The 25124-nt window shown below is 63.3% G+C and carries 31 protein-coding genes; 16 read left to right on the top strand and 15 right to left on the bottom strand.

The annotated features are described in order from the left end of the window. Positions 1-37: 37 nt before the first annotated feature. Positions 38-259 carry a hypothetical protein gene (locus tag GGD66_RS08370; RefSeq protein WP_018319158.1) on the bottom strand — a complete coding sequence of 74 codons (222 nt, stop codon included), beginning with the start codon at positions 257-259 and terminating at the stop codon, positions 38-40. Positions 260-610: 351 nt separating this feature from the next. Between GGD66_RS08370 and GGD66_RS08365 the strand changes: the two genes are divergently transcribed. Further along, positions 611-793, top strand: a complete 183-nt coding sequence (locus tag GGD66_RS08365) for a hypothetical protein (RefSeq protein WP_092261854.1) — start codon at positions 611-613, stop codon at positions 791-793. A 19-nt stretch (positions 794-812) separates the two neighbouring features. On the opposite strand, the gene GGD66_RS08360 is transcribed toward GGD66_RS08365, so the two are convergent. The 3 genes from GGD66_RS08360 to GGD66_RS08350 all read right to left on the bottom strand — a co-directional run bounded on the left by GGD66_RS08360 (position 813) and on the right by GGD66_RS08350 (position 3494). After that, positions 813-2192 carry a VWA domain-containing protein gene (locus GGD66_RS08360; protein ID WP_183257372.1) on the bottom strand — a complete coding sequence of 460 codons (1380 nt, stop codon included), beginning with the start codon at positions 2190-2192 and terminating at the stop codon, positions 813-815. A 5-nt stretch (positions 2193-2197) separates the two neighbouring features. Next, entirely contained in the window at positions 2198-3145 is a 948-nt protein-coding gene (locus GGD66_RS08355) for a MoxR family ATPase (protein WP_026202136.1), read from the bottom strand. Positions 3146-3308: 163 nt separating this feature from the next. Continuing rightward, positions 3309-3494: a hypothetical protein gene (locus tag GGD66_RS08350; protein WP_183257371.1), complete on the bottom strand. Its 186-nt coding sequence runs from the start codon at positions 3492-3494 to the stop codon at positions 3309-3311. 223 nt (positions 3495-3717) lie between these two features. Between GGD66_RS08350 and GGD66_RS08345 the strand changes: the two genes are divergently transcribed. Then, on the top strand, positions 3718-4692 hold the full coding sequence (locus GGD66_RS08345; RefSeq protein WP_183257370.1) for a quinone oxidoreductase: 975 nt from the start codon (positions 3718-3720) through the stop codon (positions 4690-4692). Between the two features lie 14 nt (positions 4693-4706). On the opposite strand, the gene GGD66_RS08340 is transcribed toward GGD66_RS08345, so the two are convergent. Continuing rightward, the gene (locus GGD66_RS08340; RefSeq protein WP_018319164.1) at positions 4707-4982 is read right to left on the bottom strand and encodes a hypothetical protein; all 276 of its coding nucleotides are present in this window, start codon (positions 4980-4982) and stop codon (positions 4707-4709) included. A 110-nt stretch (positions 4983-5092) separates the two neighbouring features. Continuing rightward, on the bottom strand, positions 5093-5701 hold the full coding sequence (locus GGD66_RS08335; RefSeq protein WP_018319165.1) for a S24 family peptidase: 609 nt from the start codon (positions 5699-5701) through the stop codon (positions 5093-5095). Positions 5702-5866: 165 nt separating this feature from the next. Here GGD66_RS08335 and GGD66_RS08330 point away from each other — a divergent pair, with 165 nt between their 5' ends. Continuing rightward, positions 5867-6397, top strand: a complete 531-nt coding sequence (locus tag GGD66_RS08330) for a GcrA family cell cycle regulator (RefSeq protein WP_092261776.1) — start codon at positions 5867-5869, stop codon at positions 6395-6397. 42 nt (positions 6398-6439) lie between these two features. Then, positions 6440-7015 carry a hypothetical protein gene (locus GGD66_RS08325; protein ID WP_018319167.1) on the top strand — a complete coding sequence of 192 codons (576 nt, stop codon included), beginning with the start codon at positions 6440-6442 and terminating at the stop codon, positions 7013-7015. Positions 7016-7061: 46 nt separating this feature from the next. Here GGD66_RS08325 and GGD66_RS08320 read toward each other — a convergent pair whose 3' ends face one another. Next, positions 7062-7418 (bottom strand): hypothetical protein, encoded by a 357-nt coding sequence (locus GGD66_RS08320; protein WP_018319168.1) that lies wholly within the window; start codon positions 7416-7418, stop codon positions 7062-7064. Positions 7419-8012: 594 nt separating this feature from the next. Here GGD66_RS08320 and GGD66_RS08315 point away from each other — a divergent pair. Beyond that, the gene (locus GGD66_RS08315) at positions 8013-8198 is read left to right on the top strand and encodes a hypothetical protein (RefSeq protein ID WP_028174427.1); all 186 of its coding nucleotides are present in this window, start codon (positions 8013-8015) and stop codon (positions 8196-8198) included. Positions 8199-8352: 154 nt separating this feature from the next. Next, positions 8353-8694: a phasin gene (locus tag GGD66_RS08310; protein WP_092261775.1), complete on the top strand. Its 342-nt coding sequence runs from the start codon at positions 8353-8355 to the stop codon at positions 8692-8694. 225 nt (positions 8695-8919) lie between these two features. Here GGD66_RS08310 and GGD66_RS08305 read toward each other — a convergent pair whose 3' ends face one another. From GGD66_RS08305 to GGD66_RS08295, 3 genes are all read right to left on the bottom strand, one after another. After that, the gene (locus tag GGD66_RS08305; protein ID WP_183257369.1) at positions 8920-9237 is read right to left on the bottom strand and encodes a cytochrome c; all 318 of its coding nucleotides are present in this window, start codon (positions 9235-9237) and stop codon (positions 8920-8922) included. A 320-nt stretch (positions 9238-9557) separates the two neighbouring features. Next, the gene (locus tag GGD66_RS08300; protein WP_018319173.1) at positions 9558-10388 is read right to left on the bottom strand and encodes an alpha/beta hydrolase; all 831 of its coding nucleotides are present in this window, start codon (positions 10386-10388) and stop codon (positions 9558-9560) included. A 155-nt stretch (positions 10389-10543) separates the two neighbouring features. After that, the gene (locus GGD66_RS08295; RefSeq protein WP_183257368.1) at positions 10544-12340 is read right to left on the bottom strand and encodes a ShlB/FhaC/HecB family hemolysin secretion/activation protein; all 1797 of its coding nucleotides are present in this window, start codon (positions 12338-12340) and stop codon (positions 10544-10546) included. Between the two features lie 132 nt (positions 12341-12472). Between GGD66_RS08295 and GGD66_RS08290 the strand changes: the two genes are divergently transcribed. Beyond that, positions 12473-13678, top strand: coding sequence for a FecR domain-containing protein (locus tag GGD66_RS08290; RefSeq protein ID WP_183257367.1), 1206 nt, complete (start codon positions 12473-12475; stop codon positions 13676-13678). Between the two features lie 58 nt (positions 13679-13736). Then, positions 13737-16478: an EAL domain-containing protein gene (locus GGD66_RS08285; protein WP_183257366.1), complete on the top strand. Its 2742-nt coding sequence runs from the start codon at positions 13737-13739 to the stop codon at positions 16476-16478. Between the two features lie 16 nt (positions 16479-16494). On the opposite strand, the gene GGD66_RS08280 is transcribed toward GGD66_RS08285, so the two are convergent. After that, complete coding sequence (locus tag GGD66_RS08280; protein WP_018319177.1) at positions 16495-16755, bottom strand: hypothetical protein; 261 nt, start codon at positions 16753-16755, stop codon at positions 16495-16497. Positions 16756-17016: 261 nt separating this feature from the next. On the opposite strand from GGD66_RS08280, the gene rocF reads away from it, so the two are divergent. The 7 genes from rocF (at position 17017) to GGD66_RS08250 (ending at position 21106) form a co-directional block, all read left to right on the top strand. Continuing rightward, positions 17017-17994, top strand: coding sequence for an arginase (rocF, locus tag GGD66_RS08275; protein ID WP_183257365.1), 978 nt, complete (start codon positions 17017-17019; stop codon positions 17992-17994). Between the two features lie 323 nt (positions 17995-18317). After that, the gene (locus GGD66_RS08270) at positions 18318-18653 is read left to right on the top strand and encodes a hypothetical protein (protein ID WP_183257364.1); all 336 of its coding nucleotides are present in this window, start codon (positions 18318-18320) and stop codon (positions 18651-18653) included. A gap of 138 nt (positions 18654-18791) precedes the next feature. Next, positions 18792-19136 (top strand): DUF1236 domain-containing protein, encoded by a 345-nt coding sequence (locus GGD66_RS08265; protein WP_183230308.1) that lies wholly within the window; start codon positions 18792-18794, stop codon positions 19134-19136. A 95-nt stretch (positions 19137-19231) separates the two neighbouring features. Further along, the gene (locus GGD66_RS08260) at positions 19232-19648 is read left to right on the top strand and encodes a hypothetical protein (RefSeq protein WP_183230307.1); all 417 of its coding nucleotides are present in this window, start codon (positions 19232-19234) and stop codon (positions 19646-19648) included. 156 nt (positions 19649-19804) lie between these two features. After that, positions 19805-19927 carry a hypothetical protein gene (locus tag GGD66_RS41990; protein WP_283814461.1) on the top strand — a complete coding sequence of 41 codons (123 nt, stop codon included), beginning with the start codon at positions 19805-19807 and terminating at the stop codon, positions 19925-19927. 114 nt (positions 19928-20041) lie between these two features. Beyond that, the gene (locus tag GGD66_RS08255; protein ID WP_183230306.1) at positions 20042-20554 is read left to right on the top strand and encodes a PRC-barrel domain-containing protein; all 513 of its coding nucleotides are present in this window, start codon (positions 20042-20044) and stop codon (positions 20552-20554) included. A gap of 267 nt (positions 20555-20821) precedes the next feature. Further along, positions 20822-21106 carry a hypothetical protein gene (locus GGD66_RS08250; protein WP_018319184.1) on the top strand — a complete coding sequence of 95 codons (285 nt, stop codon included), beginning with the start codon at positions 20822-20824 and terminating at the stop codon, positions 21104-21106. Between the two features lie 54 nt (positions 21107-21160). On the opposite strand, the gene GGD66_RS08245 is transcribed toward GGD66_RS08250, so the two are convergent. The 4 genes from GGD66_RS08245 to GGD66_RS08230 form a co-directional block, all read right to left on the bottom strand. Then, positions 21161-22456 carry an NRAMP family divalent metal transporter gene (locus tag GGD66_RS08245; protein WP_183257363.1) on the bottom strand — a complete coding sequence of 432 codons (1296 nt, stop codon included), beginning with the start codon at positions 22454-22456 and terminating at the stop codon, positions 21161-21163. Between the two features lie 244 nt (positions 22457-22700). Beyond that, complete coding sequence (locus tag GGD66_RS08240) at positions 22701-22886, bottom strand: hypothetical protein (RefSeq protein ID WP_183230304.1); 186 nt, start codon at positions 22884-22886, stop codon at positions 22701-22703. A 577-nt stretch (positions 22887-23463) separates the two neighbouring features. Further along, positions 23464-24090: a hypothetical protein gene (locus GGD66_RS08235; RefSeq protein ID WP_018319187.1), complete on the bottom strand. Its 627-nt coding sequence runs from the start codon at positions 24088-24090 to the stop codon at positions 23464-23466. A gap of 25 nt (positions 24091-24115) precedes the next feature. Further along, complete coding sequence (locus GGD66_RS08230; protein WP_018319188.1) at positions 24116-24436, bottom strand: hypothetical protein; 321 nt, start codon at positions 24434-24436, stop codon at positions 24116-24118. Between the two features lie 330 nt (positions 24437-24766). On the opposite strand from GGD66_RS08230, the gene GGD66_RS08225 reads away from it, so the two are divergent. Beyond that, positions 24767-25069: a hypothetical protein gene (locus GGD66_RS08225; RefSeq protein WP_246785859.1), complete on the top strand. Its 303-nt coding sequence runs from the start codon at positions 24767-24769 to the stop codon at positions 25067-25069. Positions 25070-25124 lie beyond the last annotated feature (55 nt).

Genomic DNA, 25124 nt, shown 5'->3' with positions numbered 1-25124 from the left:
GTCAGTCGTTATGCCTTCGCCGAAACGAAAGGCATCGTCATGCCGCAAGATCCAGCAGCCGGCATGATCCGCGCACAAGCGCCTTGCGTCCGGTGGGCGTCATCACGGGTACGCCGTCATTGACGACAACGAGGCCGAACTTGACCAGACTTTCGATAAGATAGGCCTTGGAGAGGCGACCGCCCGACACGGGGTTGCGAAGTGTGCGCAGAGCTTCCCACTGGTCCGGCGAAAGATCGAAGTCGACGTCGTTGCTCATGTTGCCTCAAGCGATAGTACCATTCGCGCGCCTCTGTTAGCGGCGCTGCATGAAGACCATGCGACGACAATGAGTCGGGAATTCGGTGCGCAGTTTAGAACCACTCTTCACGAATTGCCGCACTTCATTGCGCCACAAGAGTAAAGATCGTTCGACCGCGAATATCGTCCCGAGCTTCGATCACATATTGATGATTTTGGATTGATGTTGCACTGCAAGTTGCCGCGACGCACGGGAAACGCTGCTGTCCCATTCTGCGTCGCAATATGCACAGAAATCGTGAGGCGAAAGGTTGAGGACTCTGTTACGGTGATTCCCGGGGAATGACTTCACGCTGCAGGAGTGGAGTGCATGAACAGGCTTGTCGAAATTCGCAGTCAGGAATCCCTGTGCCGGGAGCGTGCCGCGCTCGATTTCAATCGCCGGGTTTTTTGGCTCGCGCAAGCCGAGGAATGGGAGCAGCGCGCGCTCGACGAAATTGCCTATCACTTCCGGGAGTGTAACGTCGGCCAAGTGGAGCTTGCGCGGATCTGACGTTAGCCGCGGGCAAAACCTACTGATAAGTCGCCACGATATCTGACACCGCGCGCTCGAGCTGCTGAGCGGTGGCGCATTGGCGCACGACCGTACAGAAGGTCGCATAGCGCGGCATCTCGGAATCACCAAAGCCCCAGGCGAGCCGTCCTTCGGGATTGAGCCAGACCAGCCGCTTCGAGCGTTCGGAGATGCGGCGCAGGATGTCGGCACGCGGGTCGAGATTGTTGCTGCGGGCGTCACCGAGCACGATCACCGTGGTTTGCGGCGTCAGCGTGCCCATGAAGTCCTTTTCGAAATCGACCAGCGAAGAGCCGTAATCGGACGAGCCGAAGCCGACCTTGGACATGATCTCGGCCATCGCCTCTTCCGGCGATTTCTTTTCCAGGATCTTGCTGACCTCGATCATGTGCGAGGAGAAGGCGAAGGAGCGGACGTCGTCGACCACCTCGTGCAGCGAGTGGATCAGCAGCAGGAAGAAATCGGAGACTTGCGCGACCGAGCCGGAGACGTCGCATAGTGCCACGATCTTCGGCCGGTCACGATGCTTGCGCTTCCATGCGGTGAGGAAGGGCACGCCGCCCCACGCCGCATTGCGGCGCAGTGTGCGGCGGACGTCGAGATGACCGCGGCGCTGACGCTTGCGCGGCTTCGAATAGCGCTCGCGCAGGCGGCGTGCGATCTGGCGGATGAGGGCGCGCATCTCCGCGACCTGGCGCCGCTCGATGCGGGCGAGCGGCGCGTTGCGCAGGATCTCGTTGCGGAGATTCTCGGCCTCCTCGCGGGCGTAGAGTGCAAGCCCCTGCGAGACGGTGTCGCGCACAGCTTCGCGCAAGGCGTCGAGCGCGGCGCGCAGACGTTCGGCCAGTGCCGGGTTGCTCGCAGTCAGCGCGTCGAGATCATCGCGCAGGCGCTGGAGGCCCATGGCGTCGAGGATGCGGCTGGAAAAGATCCCGCGCTGGGTGGAATAGCGGATGTCCGACAGGGAGGTGGCGCCGGACGCGCCGGCGATGGCGGCTGCGATCGCATTGCGGTCCTGCGACAGCAGCATCTGCGCCAGCGGACCCAAGCCCTCGGGAGGCTGTCCCTCGCCCGCTTCGCTGGCCGAGCTGGAGGAGGGCGACTGATCTACGTCCTGCGAGGCGCTCTCCTCGCTGTTGGCTTCGGTCTGATCCTGTCGCGGCTCCGGCTGGCTGAAGAACAGATCAAAGCAGTCGCCGAGCGCGAGCTTCTCGTCCTGCGACTTGGCGAGCGTCAGCAGCAGCGCATCGCGCAGGACGGCGCGGTCGGAGATGCCGACCTGTGCGACCGCGCGCATCGCATCGATGCTTTCGGCCGGCGAGACGTGAACGCCGACGCCGCGTGCTGCCCGAAAGAAACGATGGAGGTTCTCGCGCATCGGCGTCAACCGAAGACGTTGGACCGGGCCGCCTTGGCAATGAAGGTCGTCACCTGCGGCGATGCGGCCTCGATGTCGGCTTCGTATTTCAGGAGCACGTTGAGCGTGTCCTTGACGATCTCGGTGTCGAGTTCCGTGGCCTGGAGCAGCACCAGCACGCGCGCCCAGTCGATGGTCTCGCTGACCGAGGGCAGCTTTTTCAGATCGAGCGAGCGGATTTCGTGGATAAAGCCGACCATTTGCCGGCGCAGCGCCTGCGCGATGCCGGGCACCCGGCTTTCGACGATACGCTCCTCGAGCCGCTGCTCGGGGAAGCCGATATGCAGATGCAGGCAGCGCCGCTTCAGGGCATCGCCGAGGTCACGCTCGCTGTTGGAGGTGAGGATCACCGTTGGCGGTGTGATCGCCGAGACGGTGCCGAGCTCGGGGATCGTGACCTGGAAATCGGACAGGATCTCCAGCAGCAGGGATTCGAATTCGGCGTCCGACTTGTCGATCTCGTCGATCAGGAGCACGCAGCCGCCCGGCTGCTCCAGCGCCTGCAGCAGGGGGCGCGGCTCGACGAATTCCTTGGAGAAGAACACGTCGCCGAAATCGTGCAGCTGGTCGAGCGCGGCATGCAGCGTCTGGGCGCCGCCGAGGACCTCGCCGAGCTTGTCCTTGAGGATCTGCGTATAGAGAAGCTGCTTGGCGTATTTCCACTCGTAGAGCGCCTTGGCCTCGTCGAGACCCTCGTAGCATTGCAGGCGGATCATCTTCATGCCGCGCCAGGCTGCGATCGCCTTGGCAAGCTCGGTCTTGCCGACGCCCGCAGGGCCCTCGACCAGGATCGGCTTCTCGATCTGCTGCGACAAATAGACGGCGGTCGCAATCTGCCGGCTCGCGATGTAGCCCTGCGCGGCGAGGCCGCTCTCCACTGCCTCGATCGAGGTCGAGGCCTTCTGATCAGCCACGAAAGGGCGCTCCCAAAGGTCTTGCTTGAGGCTTGTTCTGCCTGCGTTCCCGGCAAAGAACAAGCCTCGTTTGGGAGGCATCAGACCCGCACGGACGGCGCTTTTTCCGCTCGACGCAAATACGTGTCGGCGCGGATATTTGCGCGGCTCGCCGTTCGCGCGATCAGTGCTTGCGGATCGTCTGTCTGACCTCGGCGCCGCAATCGGCGCATTCATAGACAAAGTCGATCTTGGCGAGGCTCCAATGCGGTTCGACCTCGCGCACATACATCGGCAGGAACCCCATGCACGTCGGGCAATTCACAGGCGCGATCTCGATGTCCTGATGATGCTGTACATAAGCTGGCATCTCGGCTCTCCTTCGCAGGCGACAACCAAACCCCGCGCAGAAGCTACTGCCGGCCGCTCCAGGCGCATCATCAACTCTTTCGAACGGAGATGGAACGGCGGACGTTTCTCGCGCGCTGTGACATTCTTGTTACGTGTCTGTACTGTAACGGGCGGACCGAATGCCTATTTCTGCGGCCAATCCGGTTTTTCGGCCCTCAACCAACGATAAGGGAGCAACGCCCATGACGCATGCCATTCGTTTTCACAAGACCGGCGGTCCGGAAGTCCTGGTCTGGGAGGAGGTCAGCGTCGGAAAGCCCGGGCCGGGGGAAGCGCGCATCCGCCACACCGCCGTCGGCCTCAATTTCGTCGACATCTACAACCGCTCCGGCTTGTATCCGGCGCAACTGCCGAGCGGGCTTGGCAGCGAGGCGGCCGGAATCGTCGAGGAGGTCGGGTCCGGTGTCACCGATCTGAAGCCGGGCGATCGTGTCGCTTATGGCGCCTCGCCGCTCGGCGCCTATTCCGAGGCGCGGCTGATCCCCGCGGACCGCTTGCTGAAGCTGCCCGATGGCGTCGACGACAAGACCGCGGCGGCGATGATGCTGAAGGGTCTCACCACGCAATATCTGATCCGGCAGACCTACCGGGTGAAGGCCGGCGATACCATCCTGCTGCACGCCGCGGCCGGCGGCGTCGGTCTGATCCTGGGCCAGTGGGCCAAGCACCTCGGCGCGACCGTGATCGGCACCGTCAGCAACGACGAGAAGGCCAAGCTTGCCAAGGCGCATGGCTGCGACCACGTCATCATCTACACCCGCGAGGATTTCGTGAAGCGCGTGGACGAGATCACGGGCGGCAAGAAGGTCCCCGTGGTTTATGACTCCGTCGGCAAGGACACCTTCCTGAAATCGCTGGATTGCCTCGGCCCGCTCGGCGTCGCCGCGCTGTTCGGCCAATCCTCCGGCGCGGTCGAGCCGCTCAATCTCGGCCTCCTGGCCCAGAAAGGCTCGCTCTACGTCACCCGGCCGACACTGTTCACCTACGCCGCCAAGCGCGAGAACCTCGTGGCGATGGCCGGCGAGCTGTTCGACGTCGTCAAGTCCGGTGCGGTCAAGATCGAGGTGCACCAGACCTATCCGTTGAAGGACGCCGCCAAGGCGCATGCCGATCTCGCCGCACGCAAGACCACGGGATCGACCGTCCTTCTGGTGTAACGTCCGGGCCCGCGTCACGTCCGTTCGTGCTTGCGCAGATCGTGGGCGTGATCGAGGCGAATTGCCTGGAGGTCGACGTCTTCGGGCGGGATCCGGGGCAGGGTGGCCTCGGTCAGGATCGCCTCGGTGACGTCTTCGACCGAACTCCCGGCGATCTCGTGGATGAACGAGACATTCCGGTATTCGCCCGAGGCGATGCGGGAGATGACCTCACGCCTTGTGATTTCGGGGTCGACGACCGCCTCGCGGCCTCGCCGTCCGTAGTCGATCATCACGACGAAATATTGCATCAAATACGACTCTGCCGCGCCCCATTGCGGGCGCGCGGCAGATTATTTCCGAAAAACAGAATCAAGTCAAGGGCGATTTCGAAAAAGCGAAATCGTCGGCCGTGCAGGCCTTACTTGCCCTTCTTGCGGGGGCGCGCCGACTTGGCGCGCAGCCGCTCGAGCTGGCCCTTGGGCATGGAAAGGCAGATCTCACCCACCCAATCGAGCTTCACGCCGACGATCGGCTTGGCGTTGAAGCTGGTGAGATTGACGAGGGATGGGCTTTTCCCCCGCTCGATCGTTTTCAGATAGCGTTCGCCGGTCTTGAGCCGGACGACGGCCTCTTCGCCGTAGAAACTCGACAGCGGATGGCGCTGGTCCTTGTAGACCACGATCACGTCGCCGCTCTCGTATTTGGGCAGCATCGAATCGCCCACGATCTCGAAGGCGACAGTCTCTTCCATGATCGGGAAGGGCAGCGCGATGTCGCCGAGACCCTCCGGGGGGACCTGCTCGTAATCCGGCTCGATCACGGCGCCGGCACCGACGCGGCCCATGATCGGCGCGAGGTTGAGCTCGAGATATTCCATGATCGGAATGATCTCCGAGGCCTTCACCAGGCGTTCGCCGCCGAGGATCTCCGAGACCGCGCCGGGCCGCACGCCCATGGCCGCCGCGAGGCCGCCCTTGCTCTTGCCCGTCTTCTCCAGGCCCCGCTCGATCATTGCAACGTCCAACATGGTGATTCCCTCGATTACCCATCGTCTCGCTCTTGTAATCCGAAATTCGGAATTATTGCAATTATGAATATCAGAATTATCGCTTGACTTTGGCTTCGGAATACCGGAATGTCCGTTTCGTCCCCCGGTCGTGCGATCGGAGGAGGCGCATCACAGGACAGCAGCATGGAACCGGGCCATTGGCCGTCGGAGCATTCCGACGCGCTTCGCGACTATTTTCTCAAAGGCATGTCTTATGCGGAGATCGGAAGACAGATAAACGCAAGGTTTGGAACGGCTTACACGCGCAATGCGGTGATCGGCCGCGCCAAGCGGCTCGGGCTCGTCATACCGGAATGGATCGTGAGCCCATCGGTCGCGCCATATTTGCCCGGTGAAGCTCCGGTTTCGCCGCGCCGCGCGGTGCTACCGAATCTGAGCGTGCCGCCGAAGTCCGCAGTGAAGCCTGCGGTGCAGGTGAAGCTGCGCTGCGTCGGCGTTCAGCCGCGCCTGATCCAACTGGTGGACCTCGATCCGGCCGACTGCCGCTATCCCTATGGCGGCGACAAGGACGGGGAGGAGATCGGCTTCTGCGGCCATCCGCGCCAGCCGGGCTCCAGCTATTGCGCGCCGCATGCGGGCCTGACGCGTCGCTCCAGGGCGGCGTCCGCCCGTGTCCCCGGTCCCGTCGTGCTGAAGCTGGTCTTCGCGGCCTGAACTCTCACCCGTTCCATCGTCAATTTCGCAAGGAGTATCCAAGTGGCTCGTGCACGACGCAACAAGTCCTACAAATTGGCGCAGATCTACGACCGGCGGTCCCGCGATGTGCCGTTCAATGCCGAAGTGGCGGAGGTCGAGGTCGACAATCCGCTGGCGCTCGATGCCGGTGAGAAGATCGTGGCGATCCGGTCGATCCGCGGCGATCCGCTGGGACGGCTGCACGCACACCACCAGATCGACGAGGCGCAATATCTCGGCGGGCGCGCCTTCCAGAACGATTGGGAGAAAGCGGAGCGGGGCCCTCAGGCGATGGACCCGACCCGCGAATATGTCGATGGCGCGCGCACGCGCGAGCCGGTGACCGAGAGCCAGCGCCAGGCGGTGCTGCGGCTGAACCAGGTCGAGCGCGAACTCGGGACCGACGGCGCTGCGCTGGTGCACGACGTGCTGGTGCTGGGCCTGACCATGGATCAGATCGGGCAGCGTCGCGCCGTCCGTACGCAGCGCTGGAACGACTATTTCGCGCGACGCTTTCGCGAGTGCCTGGACCGGCTGGCACTGATTTACGGCTTTGCGACGGAAACTGGGAAACAGCAGGCAGGGCGGCGCAGATGACCATGGCATGCCCGCGGTTTTGGCCGCGGGCGTGCCGGTCTGCCGCTCACGGATGCGGTACGATCTGGTAGGGTGTCGTATAGGGCTCGACGCGGAGCGAGGCGTTCGCCAAAAGCCCGATCCTGGCGGTCGGTGCCTGCTGCAATTCGCCGTTCGGGCCGCGATGCACGTTATATTGCCAGACCGTGAGATCGCCCTTCTGCGCCAGCGCGTGCGCAACCGCGCTCGCATCATTGCCGCCGAGCGCCTGAAGCTCCTCCGCCGACAACCCGACCACGATTTCGTCCTTGACGGTGACGATCTTGAACAGGTTCATCTTGGTCTCCTGCGCCCATGCGCCTTGTATCGAGAGGGTGAAAAGCGCGACCGCGGCGCCCTTGATGAGATCGCAGCGAGAAAGCATGCCGTCGTCCTTTGGTGCTGAGGCGCGCCCGAATCGAAGAGTTTTCAGCCATGGCGCCCGTTGTCTGCGTGGCCGTGTCGCAACGGCTTGGTCGTTCGTTCATGGACAACGGTTCACGCGGAAACATATCCGGCTTGCGAGATCGATCGTTATTTCGCCGTTAATACAACCGCCGAGGCCGCACTCAACAATTACGTGTAGGCGCTGAGAAGCTCATTCGCAGCCGAATGTCCGTCATCTCGGAAACAAGCGGAAACGTTGTGCCGATTGATGGCGATCAAGGCTGTGTGTGTGATTGATGACGCTTCTTGACGCAGGTGGGTGACTGCGGTCGATATACCTGTTATCCGGAATTGCCGTGGTGCGATGCAGACGAAGCATCGCTATAGCTACTGTTGGGCTTGCCGGACGGGTTGTTCCTTGACATAATTGCAACCAATCGGTTGAGCTAGTCGTTTGGACATGTCGTTCGGCGTGCCAACCTGCCGGGGCCACCCGGCCGAGAGTTCGTCGCCATAGGTCCGGTTATGGCGTCTTGTTATGGCGTTCGGTTCTTGAGCGGGTCACGAAGCCGATGCTTGTCATGGGTGCGAGATGAAAAACCTCAATTTCGCGGCTGAACTGCACCTCAAGCTCGGCGCGCCCGCGAGCGGTACGGTCGAAAGCCTGCGCCTGCTCCGCGCGTTCCTGAAGCTCGCGCCACGACAGCGTTTCGAGGTCATCAAGCTGGTCGAAGACCTCGCCACCGAAGAGGTTCTGCCCGAGCACCCCTTGTCCTGAGCCCGGCCACGCGCCGGCCTTACGCCGTCTCTTTCATTTTCCCGTTCGTTTTCCCGCCGGAGCCGGACTGCCGGCGACGTTTCCACGCTGCTGGCCGCTGGAAGGCGATCCGGCAAGTGTGGTATTCAATTGGGAAAACGGGAGGAGTGCGACCATGATCGAACCGAAGCTCGAAGTTCCGGCCGAACTGCGCGACCTGGCCGAGAAGACAATTGATCAGGCGGAGAAAGCATTCGGCATGTTTTTCGACGCCGCCACCAAATCGATGTCGTCCGTTCCAGGACCGGGGACGGAGGTGTCGAAGCAGGCGCTGGTTTTCACTGAGCAGAACATGAAGTCGGCCTTCGAGCATGCGCGCAAGCTGGTTCATGCCACCGACCTTCAGGAAGCGATGCGAATCCAGTCCGATTTCCTGCGCAGCCAGTTCACCAGCGCCGGAGATCACATGCGCCAGATGACCGGCAGTCTCATGCAACCGGGCAAGGGGAAGTCCTGATTCTCTGAGTGCGCACCATAGGTCGATGACAGGCCACCGAACGACCACATTCGTCGTCCGTCATCCCTTCTGCTGATCCCTGCCGGTCCTCCGGCAGGGATTTGCATTTGCGGCAGCGTCGTGCCCGGCGCGCGACCAAAGCGCGTTGCGATCAGGATGTATCGCCATCGCGCTGTTCAAGCTGATCTTTTCGGAAAACCGCTGCGCACTTTTCCGGATGACGCTTTAGCGCAGCGATGCGATGTAGGCCGCGATGTCGCCGGCTTCGGTTCGGCTCAGGGGAAAATTCGGCATCTTCGGATGCGGATCAAGCAGGAAGAAGGCGAGCCTCTCCGGACTGAAGTCCGGCCTGCGCGCGACGGAGATAAAGGAGGGGACGTCGGCGCTCGCCTGGGTCTGGCCGTTCGCGCCGACATGGCAGCTTGCGCACCAGCGCTTGGCGAGGTCGGCACCATGACCGGCGTCGGCCGCGAAAGCGGACGACGTGCCGATGCTCGAGGTCACGGCAAGCAGCAGGCAAATTCGTCCTAAATGCTGGTGCATAGGGCAACCTTCATGCATTGATTAGCGGCCACCATGCTTATCCGCAGCACGATCCCGGAAATTGCGAGAGATCAATGCGGGCGATGATCGACCGCAGCAGCTTGCGGACCGAACGATAGAAATGCCGTACGAAAGCCGGCATCCTCGCCGCGGGCAGGCCAAGATCTTTCGTAACGAGACTTCTCGTACCGAGACTTCTCGTATCGAAACCTTTCGCATCAAGACTTTCGATATAGTGCGACACGTGTCTCTCCGAGGCCATATCGCCCTTTTATCCCGGCGCCTCGGAGCCGCCTTGATCTGTCGCAAAGCGTTCCCGGCTAATAGTCGCCCGGGTTCATGATCATCGGGGTTTTCGTATCAGCCGGCGCGAGCGCGCTGCTGGCGCTGTCACGCAAGAAGCGGTCGAGCGTTTCCTGGATCTTCTCCTTGACCGCGTTGGGACCGCGATCGCTCATTTCCGTGTGCTGCGCGCCGGTGTGAACGATGTCGATACCGCGCGCCTTGGCTTCTTCCGGCGTCGGCAGCACGCCGGGATCGGTCACGAAATGCGGGTCCTTCGACCGGAACGACAGGATCTTCATGCCGTCGCTGAGCACGAAAGGCACCCGCAGATTGTCGAGCGTGATCACCTTCGACACCAGCTCCGGATGCTGATGGGCCACATACATGGAGACATCGCCGCCGTTGGAATGGCCGACGAGGGTGACGTGGTCGTAATCGACGTTCTCCTGCTGCTTTTTCAGCTTGTCCAGCACGAAAAGAATGTTGGCTTCGCAGCGGATATAGACCTCGCGCCGGCCGACATATTGCTCACCGACATGGGTCATCAACGGCGGATCGCTCGGCAGATCCTGCTGGATGCTGGCAACCAGATAGCCGCGCGCGGCGAGCACGTTGGCGAGGAAGGAATATTCGGTGGCCTTGACGGTGTTGCCGTTGCTGATGATGGCGAGCGGGAGTTTCCAGAGGCCGAGATTGGCCTTGGTCTCGTAATCGCGCCGCACCGCCAACTCGACCGAGATCGGCCGCTGCCGCGCGGCGTCGTACAGGGTCAAAGTCTCATGGCGGATCGCGAACCGGCTGACGACAAAATATTCCCCGACGCCGAGGACACAGAGAAACGCCAGGATTGCAAACACCCTCGTCATGATCTCGTCTCAAATCACGTTTGGCTGAACATGGTTATTGGGAACTCCCGGATCGAGCGACCGTGAGCAGGTTACGGGATTAAATTTAGGCAAGTCTGTGAACAAGGGCCGCAAAAAGGGCTGCACGCCGGCTTACCGCGCGAACGACCGGGCGGCTAGAGACAGCCGGACTTGCCGCGTTCGGGGCAGAGCCGGAACGCGCTCGATAGGGTCAACAGGAAGCGCGGGCTGCGGCGCTCGTTGTCCGGCGCCCGGTAGCTCAGGGGCACGGCCACGCCGAGATCGGCCTGGAGATCGTCCGGCAGGAAGAAGCGCACACCGGCGCCGGCCGAGGTGAGCGACAGGCCGTCGCTCAGGCGGTAACCGTCGTTCCAGACTGCGCCGGCGTCGCCAAAGGCATAGAGCTGATAGCCGGTCCAGTAGCGGAAGTTGAGCTTCTGGTCGAAGCGCAGTTCGAGCGAGCCGGCAAGGCCGTTGTCGCCGCTGATCTCGGCTGCGCCATAGCCCCGGCCGAAGGCCGCGCCGCCGAGATAGAATTGCTGCGAGGTGAACAGCGGCCGCGATGCCGTCTGGCTCGCTGCGGAGAGCTTGAGCGACCAGGCATCATTGAGCGTCTGGTAGCGCGTGAACCAGAGGTTCAGCACCGAAAAGTTCGAGGATGCGCCGTCGCGCGACAACAGGTCGTCGTCGAAATGCGAGGCGCCGAAGATGTCGAGGCCCTGGCGGTAGATCAGCGTCGTAAGATTGGTGCCGCCGAAGCGATCCTGCAGCCGGTAGTCGGCGGTCAGGCTCGCGGTCCTGATATGGTCATTGTACCAGGGGCCGTAGAGGTCGTGCTCGGACACGTTGCTGAACGTCGTCGCCGCGGTCAGCGTGAGCGTGGAGGATTGCGACTGGAGCGGGACGATGCTGGCCCGCACCTCGAACGCCTCGGTCGTGGTGATGTCGCTGTCGAGGCGGCGGGCATCGCCCGGCCGAACCGCGCTGTACAGGACGGAAGCGCCGAGGCGCACGCCGTCGACGCCGACGGGCGCGTCATAGGACAGCCGCGCAAAGCCGAGCTGGCGTGGGTCGTTGGCAATGGTCGACAGGTTGACCGCCAGCGTGTCGCCGGGCGTGAGGTAGGAGTTGAACGCGCCGGTCGCGTAGGTCTGCCACGGGCCGACCGAGGATGATCCGAGATTGTCCAGGCCGAACGAGGAGAAGACGTGCCAGGTCTTCAAATAGACTGTGAGACGGAAGTGGCCGGTCGCGCCACCGATCTCCTCCAGCGCAGTATCGGTGATCCGGACGCCCGGCCTGCTGTTGATGAGGAAGAGCTGACGTTCGAGGGTGGGGAGGCGCGACGGCCGCTCGGCCAGAACCGGTCCGAGCATCGGCCTTACGCCGAATTGCTCGGCGCCGTCGCCTTTCAGCTCCGCCTGCACGATGGCGCCTTCGATCACCTGGATCCGGACGCGGCCGCCGGCAACGTTCTGCGGCGGGACGATGGCCCGGCTCAGATGGAAGCCGTCGGCGCGGTAGAGATCGCTGATCGCGCCGGCGATCGCGGCGAGATCCGCCTGCGAAACCTGCTTGCCGAGATAAGGCTGATAGACCGCGGCGATGCGATCTTGGGAGACGGCCTGGGCGCCGCTGACATTGACGCCGCGCAGCACGAATTGCGGCTTCGTATCCCCGCCGGTGTTCGGCTGTCCGACGCTCGGAAGCTGGACCGGAGGCCGGCTCAGCGATTCCCGCTCGCTTTGGTTATCGAAATATTTCTCGGACTGGCGCGGATCGAAACCGGGCTGGTTCGCCTGTTGTGCGAACCCCTGGGAAATTCCCGCAAAGATCGGTACCAGCACTGCCAATGCGGTAATGAGATGCCGCTGCTCGACGCACGTCGCGAATCTGCCTCCGTAGTTTGACGGAGACTTTGCGATGGGGCGGTAAGGGTTCGTTATCCGCATGATTTTTCATAGTTTTTTATGGTCAATGATTGGTTAATGCTGCCACTGCACTGGCCGCTTCCCGCTAAGCCTCTCTTGAGTGATTTCGGATTACCCCTCAGGGCCCGCGCGTAACGCGGACTGAGGATCGTCATGCTTGGCAGAATTGGAATGCGGTGTGCCTTCGTGGCGGCGCTGACCCTTGGAACGGCTTCCGGTGCGTTCGCCGCGGAGGATGGCGTCTGGTCGGTCAGCAAGGCCACCGGTGAGGTGTGGATCGCGACCGAGGGCGCGCAACCGGTGTCGCTGAATCGGGAAGAGACGCTCAAGCCTGGCAATACCATCCGCACCGGACGCAACGGCCGGGTGCTGCTCGTCCGCGGCGAGGAAACCATTCTGATCTCTCCCAACTCCGTGGTCGGCTTGCCGTCGGAGAAGAAGGAAGGGCTCACGACCACCATCATTCAGCGGGCGGGATCGATCCTGCTCGAGGTCGAGAAGCGCAACGTCAAGCATTTCGAGGTCGAGACGCCCTATCTCGCCGCCGTGGTCAAGGGAACGCAGTTCAGCGTCACCGTGGGAGCTGATAGCACCAAGGTCGGCGTGCTTCGCGGCCAGGTCGAAGTCTCCGACTTCAAAACGGGACAGATTGCCCAGGTCATGCCGGGACAAGCGGCCACCGTGTTTGAGCACGGCAAGCCCGGTCTCAGCTTGAGCGGCGCGGGGACGTTCAATCCTATCGAGCATGGCAAGCCGCGCGCCTCGACGATCGAGCGTGTCCCCGTCCCGAAATCGGGCCTGTCGGCGCCGCGCAATGCCGCGAGCGGCCATGCGATCCATGCGCTCGGTCCGATCGACAAGGGGACCAAGGCGGCTGGCGCGCCAAAGGCATCGCATCAGGCGGCTGGAGGTCATGTCTCCAAGGCCGGCGTCGTGCGCATCTCGAGCTCGCTCGGCGAGGTCAAGCTCAATGTCCACAAGGTCACGAACGGGCTCGCCCACGGCGCAGTGGCACCCGGACAGGTGCGCAACGCCAACGCCAGCACGGGTGCCGAGACGGTCTGGAGCGACAGCAAGTCCAGCACGGCAGCGTCCAACAGCGCCGTCCAGACTGCAGCGACGACAAGCGGTGCCGCAACGGCTGGCAGCAGCTCGTCGAACCCAGGCGCAGCGATCGCGGCAGCTGCCGCCAACAACGGAAACGCCGGCAGCAACGGCAATTCCGGCAATGGCAACAACGGCAATGGCGCCGGCAACGGCAACAGCGGCGCCACCGGCAATGGCTGGGGCAACAATGGTAACGGCAATGGGAATGGCGGCTTCAACGGCAGCAATGGCCGTGGCCACAACAGACATTAAAGCGATTTTCTAGGGGATGAGGGGCGTACCTGCAGAAGCGGGTGCGCAGGAGGGTGGAGTGAAACGCTATCGGCCGCATATTCTCGTCGTGATCGCGCTTGCGATCGTGCTGTCCACGGGATGGCATGGTGCGCTTCGCAACGCGCTCACTGATCTGCGGTTCAGCTGGCAATCGCGTGCGGCCAGCGGCAATGTCGTCGTGGTGGCCATCGACGCACCGTCTATCGATCAGATCGGCGTGTGGCCGTGGCCGCGCCGGCTCCACGCGGAGCTGTTGCGCAGGCTCGAGGTGGCGGGCGCGGGGGACATCGCCTTCGACGTCGATTTCAGCACACCTTCGGATCCGGCTTCCGACGAGGCCTTCGTCCACGCCCTTCGCGAGGCCGGCGGCTCGACGATCCTGCCATCCTTCAAGCAGCCGACGCCGAATGGTGGCGCGGCCCACGTCAATCGTCCCCTGAAGCCGTTCAGCAACCAGTCGTGGCCGGCCGTCGTCAACGTCGCTGTCGAATCCGACGGACTCGTTCGCCGCTATCCGTTCGGCGAGAAGCTCGGCGATGCCTTGATGCCGTCGATGGCCGTGGTGCTGGCCGGGCAGGACGCTAACCGGCGGCCGCCCTTCCTGATCGACTTCAGCATTCGTGCGGCCTCCATTCCGAGCATCTCCTATGCCGACGTGCTGCGCGGCGATACTGCGGCTCTCGACAAGATGAGAGGCAAGAAAATCATCGTCGGCGCCACCGCGCTCGAGCTCGGCGACCGGTTCAGCGTTCCCAACGGCAAGCTCGTCTCGGGGCCGGTCCTGCAGGCGCTTGCGGCAGAATCGATCCTCCAGAGCCGGATGCTGCACTGGACATCCGATATCGGCATGATCCTGGGCCTGGGTCTGATCTGCCTGCTGATGATGTATTCGTGGCGCCGCCTCGCGCCAGGAATTCGCGTCGCAGTCCTGATCGCCTCCGGGGCTGCTATCGAGCTGGTCGCGGCCCTCGTGCAGGCAAGATGGCCCTTCGTCATCGACACATCGCTATTTCACATCGCGATCGTCGCCTATCTGGCTGCGATTGCGTTGGACGAAATCGATTTCCGTAGTCTCTTGGGGCGCATCGCCGAGAGCCGCTTTCACCGCATCGCGATGTCGCTCGGTGACGGTCTCGTCTGCACCGACAAGGATCACCGGATCACCGTCTGGAATCCCGGCGCCAGCGCGATCTTCGGCTACGCGCCGGCGGAGATGATCGGCCGTCCGTTCGAAACGCTGTGCGCCGTGCCGGCGGACGGTCATACAAGGCCGTCCATGCATGACGCCGCGCGCCAGGCGCTGCTGGTTCCGAGCGGAGCGGTCGTTGTCGAGTTCGAGGGCCGGCGCAAGAATGGTGAAACCTTCGCTGTCGAGGCGAGCTTCTCGGGCTGGCAGGGAACGGAGGGTTTTCAGTACGGTGCGATCCTGCGCGACATCTCGGTCCGCAAGCGCGAAGCCGAACGCGTCAAATATCTCGCCGAACATGATGCACTGACCGGCCTTGCCAATCGCAACACGCTGCATGCCGGCCTGGCCGGCATGGTAGCGGATGCGGAGCGACGGCCTCGCGAAGTCGCGTTGCTCGTCATCGGGCTCGACGGCTTCCAGGGCATCAACGACACGCTGGGGCATTCGGCGGGAGATCTGGTGCTGCAGGCGGTCGCCATTCGCCTGGAGGGCCGGGCCGGAGATGGGGCGATCGTCGCCCGGCTCGGCGGAGATGAATTCGCCATTGCGCGCGAAGCCGCGGATGGCGGTGAGCCGGTCGCGAAGTTCGCCGAGCGGATCGCGCGTGCATTCGAAACGCCGCTCGCGACGGGTACGCGCCAGCATCGTGTCAGGATCAGCATCGGCGTCGCGGTCTATGGCGAAGGCGGACAGGGTGCCGACGAACTTCTCAGCAATGCTCATCTGGCGTTGAGCAAGGCAAAGATGACGCGGCGCGGCAGCCATGTGATCTTTGAGGCTGCGATCAGGCAGGAGCTGGAGAACCGGCTGACGCTGGAGAGCGCGTTGGCGCTTGCGGCGGATCGCGGCGAGTTTGAGCTGTTCTACCAGCCCCAGGTCCGTCTGATCGACGGCAGCCTTGTCGGGGCCGAAGCGCTTATCCGTTGGCGGCATCCCGTGCGCGGCTACGTCTCGCCCGGAGAGTTCATGCCGGTGGTCAACACTTCCGCACTGTCAGAGCGGATCGCGAACTGGGTGATGGAGACCGCCTGCCGTCAGGCGCGCGTCTGGGAGCTGTCCGGCAACGGCGTGCGCGTCGCGATCAACCTGTCGCCCTCGCAGCTTCACTCCGGCGATCTCGCGCATTCGGTCGCGGCGTTGCTCGAAGCGACGGGGCTTAACCCGTCACTGCTCGAAATCGAGGTGACCGAAGACATCCTGATCCATGACGAACGCCGCGTGCTCGACATGTTCAAGCGAATTCAGGAGCTCGGGGTGCGCGTCCTGTTCGACGATTTCGGCACCGGTTATGCGAGCCTCAGCTATCTGAAGAAGTTTCCGCTCGACGGACTCAAGATCGACCGGTCCTTCGTGCTCGATCTGCTCGCCGATTCCGACGATGCCGCGATCGTCGGCTCGACCATCGGCCTCAGCAAACAGCTCGGCCTCACGGTCGTGGCTGAAGGCATCGAGAACCGCGCGACGGCCGACTTTCTGGTCAGCATGGGATGCGCAGAAGGGCAGGGCTATTTCTTCGGCCGCCCGATGCCGGCCGAGGCATTTGAAAAGCAATTCCTGGCGGCCGAGCTCGGCGCGGTCAGCGCTGCCTGAGCAGGGCGGCTTCGTTCTATCGCCGCCGCGCGACCGCGACCCCGAAGAGGAAAGCGACGAACAGGCTCGCAAGCGGCGCCTCGCGCGTGATCGCTGCGACCGTCGCGAGCGCCCCGCCGGGCTTTCGTGCTTGCTCGATTGCAGAGGTGAGACGATCGACCGCTGCGTGCAGGCCTCCGGCGACTTCACCCACCGTGCGGGAGACGTCCGCCGCGGTATCGATGGCACGTTCGGCCATGCCGGGTTGCGAGGTGGATTGCGGTATCTCCGTGCTCAAGTGCGCGACCTCCAGACCTGACGATGGGCCGGCACCTTTGGCTATCCGCGCGAGCGCTCGTTCTGAACAGCGGGTCTTGATGACCTTTGGCTATCCGCGACAGGCGCCGTGGTTTACGGCGGGTGCCGGCCTTGGATGGGCAATTCAGCGCGCGGGATTTTGTTCCGGACGATAGGACGACCACGGCGGATCTTCCCCGGGAAACGACGGGTGCGAATCTCTGTTAGGCTGGCGGTGGCTTGCTGATGTCAGGAGACAGCCGTGACCGATCGGACCATGACGGATCGAGGCCGGCACATCGCCTTGCTCGGCGCTCCCATCGACATGGGGGCTTCGCAGCGCGGCACCTTGATGGGCCCCGCAGCGCTGCGCACCGCAGGCCTTGCGACAGTGCTCGAAAGTCTGGATTTCGAGGTCGTCGACTACGGCGATCTTTCCGTGGCCGAAGTCGGGGACCTCACCGACAGGCCACCGGAAAGCGCCAATCACTACCGCGAGATCCAGCGCTGGACGCGCGTTCTGAGCCGCAAAGGCTATGAGATTGCGAAGACCGGCGCGCTGCCGATCTTTCTCGGCGGCGATCACACGCTGTCCATGGGATCGGTCAATGCCATGGCGCGTCATTGGCGGGAGCGTGGACGCGAGCTGTTCGTGCTCTGGCTCGATGCCCATGCCGACTACAACACGCCGCAGACGACGATCACTGCGAACATGCACGGCATGTCGGCCGCGTTCCTGTGTGGTGAGCCCGGCCTTGACGGCCTGCTCGGCGACGATCCGCGCGCTTCGATTACCCCTGACAGGCTCGATTTGTTCGGTGCGCGCTCGATCGACAAGCTCGAGAACGAATTGATGCGCGCGCGCCGGATCAGGGTCGTCGACATGCGCCAGATCGACGAGTTCGGCGTCGCCGTCTTGATCCGGCGCGTCATCGAGCGGGTCAAGGCGAGCAACGGCGTGCTGCATGTCAGCTTCGATGTCGATTTCCTCGATCCGTGCGTGGCGCCGGGCGTCGGCACCACGGTGCCGGGTGGAGCGACCTATCGTGAAGCACACCTGATCATGGAGCTGTTGCACGATTCCGGCGTGGTCGGATCGGTCGACATCGTCGAGCTCAATCCCTTCCTGGACGAGCGTGGCCGGACCGCGCGTACGGCGGTCGAGCTGATCGGCAGCCTGTTCGGCCAGCAGATCACCGACCGACCGACGCCGAGCAACGCGATCGCTCCGGGCGAGTGATGCCGTCGACCTGGAACCAATCGAGCTTCTTGCCGCGGACCTCGCGCCTTCAAAATTGGGCCGGAACATTCCCTCGATTGCCAAGTTTTCCCGGTGCTCTTCCCCAAGGGCGACCCCGTATGGCCTCAGTTCGAACGCCCCCGATCTCCCCGCGAGCTGAGGCCTTTTTCTGCTCCGGCAGATTGGATATCGATGGTGCACGCAGTTCTCTCTCCTTCGGGGCGCATCGGTATGTTTTGTCAGAGAGATCGGCTGGTGACCCGGCCGGAACTTTGCCGACATAACACGTTCCCGATGCGCGGGCGCGAACGTAGGCGGACACCATGAAATGGATGCTTGTGGTCCTCGTGGGTGGCGTCGCCCCCGTCAATACCGATCTCGTATTCGACAAGTTCAGTGACTGCCTGTCCGCCGAAGCGCAAATGCGACAGCACTACGCCGATGCGTTCGATGCCTGGGACCGTGTGGCCGCAGCGAGAATCGACCGCCGTAGCGACTACAGGAAAGCCCGCGATCTCGAGGCGAAAAGACTGCTGAGCAACATAGGCACCTGTGTGCCACACGGCGGAGGAGATTCTATTGCGCCGGCGGAGCAGCCCAAGCCGCCCGCCGCACCTTCGCAGCAACCCGCTGCGCCGCCGCCGGCGGTGCGACCTTAGCGAACGCCGACCGATTGCCTTCAGCCAAATTCCGGCCTGCGAGGTCGCAGCGGATCGGGAGAAAGTGGCAATCTCTTGGAACCTTGTCACCAATTCGCGGGTTCTCGCAGCGCCGCGTCCTGCGGTGAGGAGATACCCATGAAGAAGATGATGCTGACGTGCGCGGCTGCTGCGCTGATCTCGACCGGCGCGCTGGCGCAGTCGACCGTTGTCACCACCACCGGCACCGGCCATGCCGCCGCCGTGCAGATCGAGCCGGAATACCGCACGAAGATCCGTACCTACGTGACCGAACACAAGGTGCGCCCGGTGCAGACCCGAGAGAAAATCGTGGTCGGCCAGCCGGTGCCGCGCGAGGTCGAGCTCGAGGCCGTGCCCGCCGATTGGGGCCCCTCGCTCACCAGGTATCGTTACGTCTACTCGGGCGAACGCGTGATGCTGGTCGATCCGTCGACGCGCACGGTCGTCCAAGAGATCGACTAAGTCCCGGGAGGCGGGTCGCTGAGCAGGCGGCCCGCCTCCCGCAACCACGGCCCCGCCCAATACCTTCCCCTTATTCTTGTTTGCGAGCGGCTGTCATGCCGATCATTCGATACTTCGTCTTCGTCGGCGGGGTCCTGCTGACCTTGCTGCTCGCTGCCGACCGGTATTTGCCGGCTCCGGGCGAGCCTGCAGCGACGGCAGATCATGACAGAACCATCATCCGGATCGCATCGGCAAGGATGCTACCGGAGAAGATCGTATTCGATACGCGGCCGCGCGCCGAGATGCTTGAGATCGCGCAGGCCGATCCGATTTCTGAAGAACCGCGGCAGCAAATCCGTGAAGCCATGGCCGCCATGCCTGCAGCACCCTCCGGCCAGATCAAGAAAGAACCGGCCCTCCGCGTCTCCGCACGTACGCATCCGAAGCGCTCGGCCAAATCATCGAAACGGACACCCGAGCGACGGCTTGCCTTCGAGCGGCACGACCCGTCTTCCGGCGGATGGTGGTGAGCGGAAAACTTCGCAAGTGATCTAAAGGAAAAGGCCGCGCCCGTTCGGAGCCCGGCCTTCTTTGCAGATGGGAAGAGCGCGAAAGCGATGCCGAAGAACTCGCCAGCTTCGGGATAGCCTACCTGCACCGGCTTCCCAAGGACGAATGTTGACGACATGAGGATGCTCGTTGCCCGCGTGGCCCGCGGAAGCACAAGGCCGAGTTGGACGCTGCTGGCGATTTCCTTTCTCGTCTCGGCGGTGATCGTGATCGCCTTGCGCATCATGTTCGGGAGCTAGATCGGATCGCCGGGCTTGCGGCTCCGCTCCCGGAGTACCCAACCGGGAACAAGTGGAATATCCAGGCGTTGGCGGCCATGCATCCATCTGGATGCTGACTCACTGGAGGAGACGATGATGAAAATTACTTTCGCCGCGGCTCTGATCAGCAGCGCTCTGATCGGCGGCGCTGCGTTCGCGCAATCCACGCCGCCGGCTGATCGAGCGGCTCCGGCTGCTACCGCACAGCCGGCCGATAAGATGATGCTCAAGGACAATTGGCGCGCCTCGAAGCTCATGGGCCTGAACGTCTATAACGAAGCCAACGAGAAGCTCGGCGACATCAACGAACTGCTCGTCGACAAGAGCGGCAAGATCAACGCAGTGGTGATCGGCATCGGCGGCTTCCTGGGAATGGGCGAGCACGATATCGCCGTTTCGATGGACAAACTGAAGTTCGTGGAAGAGCCGGTCCGGACCAGCTCGACCAGCACTTCGACCACCCCGCGCGAGACGACGACCGGCGCGGCTTCGACCAACGCCACGACCCGCAACACCAATGATTGGGTCCCCGATCACGCCGTCATGAGCGGAAACAAGGAGCAGCTGAAGGCACTCCCGCAGTTCAAATATTCGGACTACAACTGACAGGACGAAACGTTATCGAGATCGAGGGCCTCCATTTGGAGGCCCTTTTCATGCCGACCCACCATCGGGGCCGCCTGCTGCGGCGCTTCACACTCAGCCACGTGAAACTATTCACTCGGTTCGGCAATGCGGTGCCGGGCCGGGTCGATTTCCCGACCGCAGGATCGTGGCCTCTGCAGGGTGGAACCGCCCGTCCCCAAGGGGGCGGGGGAACCGGGAGGGGCGCCATTGAATTAACCCTGCATGAGGACAACAGCGGATCTTTCGATGACAAACACTCGTTTCGCGAGCTCCATTTCTGCCGCCCTCCGCCATCCCGGTGTGATCGCGCTGATCGTGGCTGGCGTGACGATTGCGGCAATGCTGATTGTCGATCACGGCCCCTGGAGCCGCGCCAAGACCCAGCCGGCCCATATTGCGATGTATGCGACCACGGGAGAAGCGGCACGGGCGGCTGGTGCTGCGGTACTCCCGACCAAACCGAAATCGCCGATCGAGCCGTCGCGGCCGGGGCCCAAGACGTCGCCGACCGTCAACCCCGTGACGCCGTAACTTCGCTGCTCACGATGGAGCCGCCTCGCAGATCTCGGTGGCGTTGTCGCCGCTCTAGCCTCGACCGATCACCGACGAGCCGAGCAGAGCGAGCACGGCCAGCGCCATCAGCGCGGTGCCGAGCCAGCCCAGCGCGATCAGCCATGACCGGGCCCTGAAGCGGCCCATGATCGCGCGGCTCGACACGATCAGCATCATCATCGCCATGATGGGCACGGCGACGATGCCGTTGAGCACCGCGCTCCACACCAGCATGTGGATGGAGTCGATGCCGGTGAAGCCGAGGCCGAAGCCGATGAGCGTTGCCGCGGCGATGATGGTGTAGAAGCCGACCGCTTCATCGGGCTTGGCCTCCAGCGTGGCGCGCCAGCCGAAGATCTCTGCGACGCCATAAGCGGCCGAGCCCGCCAGCACGGGGATGGCGAGCAGGCCGGTGCCGATGATGCCGAGCGCGAACAGCGCGAAGGTGAAGTCGCCGGCGAGCGGCCGCAGCGCTTCGGCCGCCTCCGTCGCCGAACCGATGCTGGTAACGCCGTTGGCGTGCAGGACCGATGCGGTGGTGAGGATGATGAAGAAGGCGATGCCGTTGGACAGCAGCATGCCGGAGATGGTGTCGGCCCTGATGCGCGCGAGCTCCGGGCCGGCGCCGCGCTTGACGTCGCGAAGCGGCTTGTCGCGCTTGCCCTGGTTCATCTCCTCGACCTCCTGCGAGGCCTGCCAGAAGAACAGATAGGGGCTGATGGTGGTGCCGAGCACGGCGACGACCATCAGAAAATAGTCGGCGCTGACATTGGCCTTCGGCCACACCGCGGCGAGCAGCGCCGTGCTCCACGGGATCTCGACGGTGAAGGCGGTCGCGACATAGGCGAACAGCGCCAGGGTGAGGAATTTCAGCACCGGCGAATAGCGGCGATAGGGCAGGAAAACCTGGAGCAGGGTCGAGCCCGCCGCGAAGATCAGCGCGTGCTCGTGGTTGAGGCCGCCGATGACCAGCGAAAGCGCCTCGGCCATCGCGGCGATGTCGGCGGCGATGTTGAACGTGTTGGCGGCAACGAGCATGGCGACCAACGCCAGCACCGCCCAGCGCGGCGCGACCTTCATGACGTTGGCGGCGAGCCCCTTGCCGGTGACGCGGCCGATCTGCGCGCTGACGAGCTGGATGGCGATCATGAACGGCGTGGTCAGAAACACCGTCCACAGCAGCCCGTAGCCGAATTGCGCGCCGGCCTGCGAATAGGTGGCGATGCCCGAGGGATCGTCGTCGGCAGCTCCGGTGATGAGGCCCGGCCCCAGCCTTTGCAGCAGCGTCGGCGCGGATTTCGTCGGCGTGAGAGCGCTGTCGCTACTCATGAAGGGGACCTCGTCGGGGCGGGTGCTTTTATGCAAATGCTAATCGGGAAACGAAAGTTCCTCGCCGCGCGGGCGTCCTATCGATTTCTGATAATGCTAAGTCGACTTGACTGTCGGGCAAAACAGGTGTAGATTGCCATCATCGCAAAAATTCCCGCATCCCAGATTCTCGCAAGTTAGTCCGCGAGGCTGCTTGTGTCGGCGGCGGGACTTTGAACGTTGGGGATGAAGGACGTCGGCCGCGCTACTTGACGCTGACGAACATGCCCCATGCGGCGGCCAGCGCCGCTCCGGAAAAGACGATCAGCGGGTTATCGCAGAACGCGCCGCCATAGCTGCACATGGTGACGCCCAACGAGCCGATCTCATGATGGCTCGCGGAGTAGAACAGTCCCGACAGCACCAGCAATGCAGCGGCGACGTAGTACATGGCAATCTCTCCGACGCTTTCCCGATTGCATTCGCGCAAGCACATGTCCCAGCATGGCGCGAAGAGATTGCATCCTGCCGAATTCGGTAGGTTGCATTTGAGTCAAATGTCGGAAAACGCACGGATCGCCTTGTTCCGGAGCAGGAACAGGCATTCATTAGTGCGGTGCACCTTGCTGAATGTAAGTGCGCGCCCCCGCCGGAATTGCCAGAATTTCCCGCTGGTCCAGCGCTGGGCCAAATTATGAAATACCGAAAACGTGGAGGCTGACAATGCATCCGTTTGGCTGCGCACACGATGTCGCACTTCTTCATGAACGAGTTGAAGTGCTAGTTTTACAACTCGCCGCGCTGGAAGAATTGCGCATGCGCGTGCTTGTAGCCGAGCAGGTGATGAAGAGAACTGGAGCAGACCCACGCGGTGAAGCGCCTCAACAACCGCCAACCGAAGCGCGGTGGAGTGGCAGGAAACGTCTCGCGATTGCTACTGCCGAACCGATGCGTAGCCTCGTATGAAGATCGGCTCTCGGCAAGAAAAAGGCCCCGCATGGCGGGGCCTTTATCGTGTGTGTGGAGACCTATCGCCGCGTGCCCACGCCGTAGAGCTCGCGCTCGCGGCCGATGTCCTCGGGAGACAGGGGCGGGCTTGCGGCATCGAAGTCGGTCCAGCCGGCTTTCTGCCAGGCCGCGCTGCGATCCTGAAGGTTCACGGACTTATCGTGGAGAAGCGCATCGAGGCGTGAGCGGTCCTGGTCGGGCACCCTTGCGGACACCAGCGTGCCGCCGCGGCGAATGCCCTCGGCATAGCGCGAGGCATCTTCCCTGGAGACGCCGGCCTGCGTCAGGGCGCCGACGATGCCGCCCGTGGCCGCGCCGGCAGCCGCGCCGACAGCGGTCGAGGCGAGCCAGCCTGCCGCGACGACCGGCCCGAGGCCGGGGATTGCCAGCAGGCCGAGCCCGGCGAGCAGGCCGGCTGCGCCGCCGAGGCCGGCGCCGATGCCGGCTCCGGTCCCGGCGCCTTCAGCGCGATCGTCGACGCCGTCGCGATCGCGGTCGACCTTGCCGGACCGCGAACCGTACCAATTGTCCGAATTGTTGGCGACGATGCTGATATCGGAATGCGGCACGCCGGCGCCTTCGAGCCGGGTCACGGCACGTTCGGCATCGGAGTAATTGTCGTAAAGACGTGAGATGGTGACTGTCATTGTTCGGTCTCCTCGTGATTGCTTGTTACTTGGTGGGGTTCACGTTGCCCTGGAAGTCGACGCTGACGTCGCTCTTGCTGCCGGCCTTGTCGGCCTTGCCGCGCCAGACGCCTTCGTTGTCCTTGTGCAGGCCGGAGACGTTGGAATAACCGGCATCCTCGATCCGCGATTTGGCCTGCCCCTCGGTGAAGCTGTTGCGGCCGGCGACCGGCTTGTTCGAGTTGTTCTGGTCCGAGCTGTTGACGGCGTTGTTGCCCGGCCCACTCTGGGCAGGCTGCGATTGCGCGCTGGCGGGCACCGCTCCGAGCAGCAGCATGGTCGTGGCAAGTAGAGTAAGACGTCGCATTTTTTTGTCCTCCAGCAGGTGAAAGTGCCGGCGACAACAAGTGAGATTCGAATTGGTTGCTTCCGTTTGCAGATGCCGAGTGCCGCAGCCTGTCTCGCGCGAAATGTGCGTGTGCATCGAACCAGATTAGGAACGTCTGCCAGTTTGTCCCGTTTATGCGCGCCGTGCGGATGCCGTTGGCAGATTTATTTCAGCCGCCGCATCAACTGATACGGCACGAAGGCGTGAGGGGCGGATGATGGCCGGAGCGCGCGCGTTGAGTTGGCGCGCTGGCGGCCCCGGCATTTTCGCTCCCCGCGTCCAGCCCCGGAGGTGCCTGGGGTCGCTCCCATGCGGCTTAACTGGTTTTTCGCCTTCGGAACTTCAACTGCTCCGGCCCATTGTCGCCGGGAAATCGAGACAGCTCCCATCATGCAATCTGACTACCCGCTGCTGAAGAAATGGACGGCGCAAGACCACGAGCGATTGAAGGCATTGGCCGAAGCAGGCCGGCGGCCGGACGAGATTGCAAGCGAGCTCAATCGAAGCGAAGCGGCGGTGAGAGTGCGTGCCTGGCAGCACGGCATCGCCTTGCGGCTTGTCATTCAGAGGCGCAAGCCTGTGAAATCCGCTAGTTCGAAGGCCCGGATGTGATTGAACGGCGGCCACGTCACTTCGACGATTGTGCGTCGGCTTGCGTCCTGGCGGG

It is taken from the genome of Bradyrhizobium sp. CIR48 (assembly GCF_014198315.1).
Classification (GTDB): Bacteria; Pseudomonadota; Alphaproteobacteria; order Rhizobiales; family Xanthobacteraceae; genus Bradyrhizobium.
This window is presented reverse-complemented; position numbering and strand designations above follow the sequence as displayed.

Coding starts and splice junctions, on each gene's coding strand:
- GGD66_RS08370 (WP_018319158.1), bottom strand. CDS start 259: ATGAGCAACGACGTCGACTTCGATCTTTCGCCGGACCAGTGGGAAGCT.
- GGD66_RS08365 (WP_092261854.1), top strand. CDS start 611: ATGAACAGGCTTGTCGAAATTCGCAGTCAGGAATCCCTGTGCCGGGAG.
- GGD66_RS08360 (WP_183257372.1), bottom strand. CDS start 2,192: ATGCGCGAGAACCTCCATCGTTTCTTTCGGGCAGCACGCGGCGTCGGC.
- GGD66_RS08350 (WP_183257371.1), bottom strand. CDS start 3,494: ATGCCAGCTTATGTACAGCATCATCAGGACATCGAGATCGCGCCTGTG.
- GGD66_RS08345 (WP_183257370.1), top strand. CDS start 3,718: ATGACGCATGCCATTCGTTTTCACAAGACCGGCGGTCCGGAAGTCCTG.
- GGD66_RS08340 (WP_018319164.1), bottom strand. CDS start 4,982: ATGCAATATTTCGTCGTGATGATCGACTACGGACGGCGAGGCCGCGAG.
- GGD66_RS08335 (WP_018319165.1), bottom strand. CDS start 5,701: ATGTTGGACGTTGCAATGATCGAGCGGGGCCTGGAGAAGACGGGCAAG.
- GGD66_RS08330 (WP_092261776.1), top strand. CDS start 5,867: ATGGAACCGGGCCATTGGCCGTCGGAGCATTCCGACGCGCTTCGCGAC.
- GGD66_RS08320 (WP_018319168.1), bottom strand. CDS start 7,418: ATGCTTTCTCGCTGCGATCTCATCAAGGGCGCCGCGGTCGCGCTTTTC.
- GGD66_RS08315 (WP_028174427.1), top strand. CDS start 8,013: ATGAAAAACCTCAATTTCGCGGCTGAACTGCACCTCAAGCTCGGCGCG.
- GGD66_RS08310 (WP_092261775.1), top strand. CDS start 8,353: ATGATCGAACCGAAGCTCGAAGTTCCGGCCGAACTGCGCGACCTGGCC.
- GGD66_RS08305 (WP_183257369.1), bottom strand. CDS start 9,237: ATGCACCAGCATTTAGGACGAATTTGCCTGCTGCTTGCCGTGACCTCG.
- GGD66_RS08300 (WP_018319173.1), bottom strand. CDS start 10,388: ATGACGAGGGTGTTTGCAATCCTGGCGTTTCTCTGTGTCCTCGGCGTC.
- GGD66_RS08295 (WP_183257368.1), bottom strand. CDS start 12,340: ATGCGGATAACGAACCCTTACCGCCCCATCGCAAAGTCTCCGTCAAAC.
- GGD66_RS08290 (WP_183257367.1), top strand. CDS start 12,473: ATGCTTGGCAGAATTGGAATGCGGTGTGCCTTCGTGGCGGCGCTGACC.
- GGD66_RS08270 (WP_183257364.1), top strand. CDS start 18,318: ATGAAATGGATGCTTGTGGTCCTCGTGGGTGGCGTCGCCCCCGTCAAT.
- GGD66_RS08265 (WP_183230308.1), top strand. CDS start 18,792: ATGAAGAAGATGATGCTGACGTGCGCGGCTGCTGCGCTGATCTCGACC.
- GGD66_RS08260 (WP_183230307.1), top strand. CDS start 19,232: ATGCCGATCATTCGATACTTCGTCTTCGTCGGCGGGGTCCTGCTGACC.
- GGD66_RS41990 (WP_283814461.1), top strand. CDS start 19,805: ATGAGGATGCTCGTTGCCCGCGTGGCCCGCGGAAGCACAAGGCCGAGT.
- GGD66_RS08255 (WP_183230306.1), top strand. CDS start 20,042: ATGATGAAAATTACTTTCGCCGCGGCTCTGATCAGCAGCGCTCTGATC.
- GGD66_RS08250 (WP_018319184.1), top strand. CDS start 20,822: ATGACAAACACTCGTTTCGCGAGCTCCATTTCTGCCGCCCTCCGCCAT.
- GGD66_RS08245 (WP_183257363.1), bottom strand. CDS start 22,456: ATGAGTAGCGACAGCGCTCTCACGCCGACGAAATCCGCGCCGACGCTG.
- GGD66_RS08240 (WP_183230304.1), bottom strand. CDS start 22,886: ATGTACTACGTCGCCGCTGCATTGCTGGTGCTGTCGGGACTGTTCTAC.
- GGD66_RS08235 (WP_018319187.1), bottom strand. CDS start 24,090: ATGACAGTCACCATCTCACGTCTTTACGACAATTACTCCGATGCCGAA.
- GGD66_RS08230 (WP_018319188.1), bottom strand. CDS start 24,436: ATGCGACGTCTTACTCTACTTGCCACGACCATGCTGCTGCTCGGAGCG.
- GGD66_RS08225 (WP_246785859.1), top strand. CDS start 24,767: ATGCGGCTTAACTGGTTTTTCGCCTTCGGAACTTCAACTGCTCCGGCC.